General features: G+C 72.5%; 1 protein-coding gene. It reads left to right on the forward strand.

What is annotated here, in order from left to right:
- On the forward strand, positions 1 to 1138 hold a 1138-nt coding region (locus EU811_RS23180), incomplete at both ends, for an MMPL family transporter (RefSeq protein ID WP_202979358.1).

The raw sequence follows: 1138 nt of genomic DNA on the forward strand, positions 1-1138 counted from the left end.
CCAGTGGATCTTCCAGCGGACGGTCAGCGGCGCCGACGACCGTGACCGCTACGGATCCCCGGAGAAAGGCCACACCACGATGCTTACCCGGCTCGGCCGCCTGGCGGTGCGGCGCAGTCGCGCCGCCCTCATCGGCGTACTCCTCGCCTTCCTCGGCCTCGCCGCCTACGGGGCCGGCGCCCAGAACGACCTGGACCTCGCGCGCTGGAGCTCGCCCGGCACGGAGTCGGTGCGCGCGGGGGACGTACTGCGCGAGGAGTTCGGCACCGGCAACCCCAACCTGGCGCTGCTCGTCACGGCACGCGACGGCGACGTGGACAGCGCCCGCACACGGGACGCGGCCCGCGCGCTCGCCCAGGAGGTGGAACGGCTGCCACTCGTCACCGACGTCACCTCGTACTGGGACGCCGACAGCCGAGCCCTGCGAGGCACCGACGGCCGTCGTGCGCTCGTCCTCGTCCGCCTCGAAGGCAGCGCCACGGAAGCACGCGAGCAACTCGCCACGTTCTCACCGCGGTTGACGCGCACGACCGACGAACTCACCGTCCAGGTGGGCGGCCAGGAGGAGATCTCGCGCCAGGTCGGCGAACAGGCACGCACCGACTTCCTGCGTGCCGAACTGTTCGCACTGCCCGCCGTCCTGCTCCTCCTCGTCCTGGTCTACCGGCGCACCACGGCCGCCCTGTTGACCGTCGCGGTCGGTCTGCTGTCCGTCATCGGAACCCTCGCCGGGCTGCGTGCGATCGCGCAGTTCACCGAGGTGTCGGCCTTCGCGGCGAACCTCGCCCTCGTCCTGGGCCTCGGACTCGGCGTCGACTACAGCCTGTTCGTGATCAGCCGCTACCGCGAGGAACGCGCGGCCGGACGCCCGGGGCCCGACGCCGTCGTGCGGGCGACCGCGGTCGCCGGGCGCACGGTGGTGTTCAGCGGAGTGACGGTCGCGGTGTCGCTGTGCGCGCTGCTGGTGTTCCCGTTCTTCTTCCTCAGCTCGTTCGCGTACGCGGGTGTCCTTGTCGTGGTGGCGGCGGTGGCCGGAGCTGTGGTCTTCCTGCCGGCGGCCCTGGCCCGCTGGGGCCACCGGGTCGAACGGCCCGCCGCACGCACGACGTCCGGCTTCTGGCACCGCACGGCACTCGCG

The sequence above is a fragment of the Arthrobacter sp. TS-15 genome, assembly GCF_006964045.1.
Taxonomy (GTDB): Bacteria; Actinomycetota; Actinomycetes; order Actinomycetales; family Micrococcaceae; genus Arthrobacter.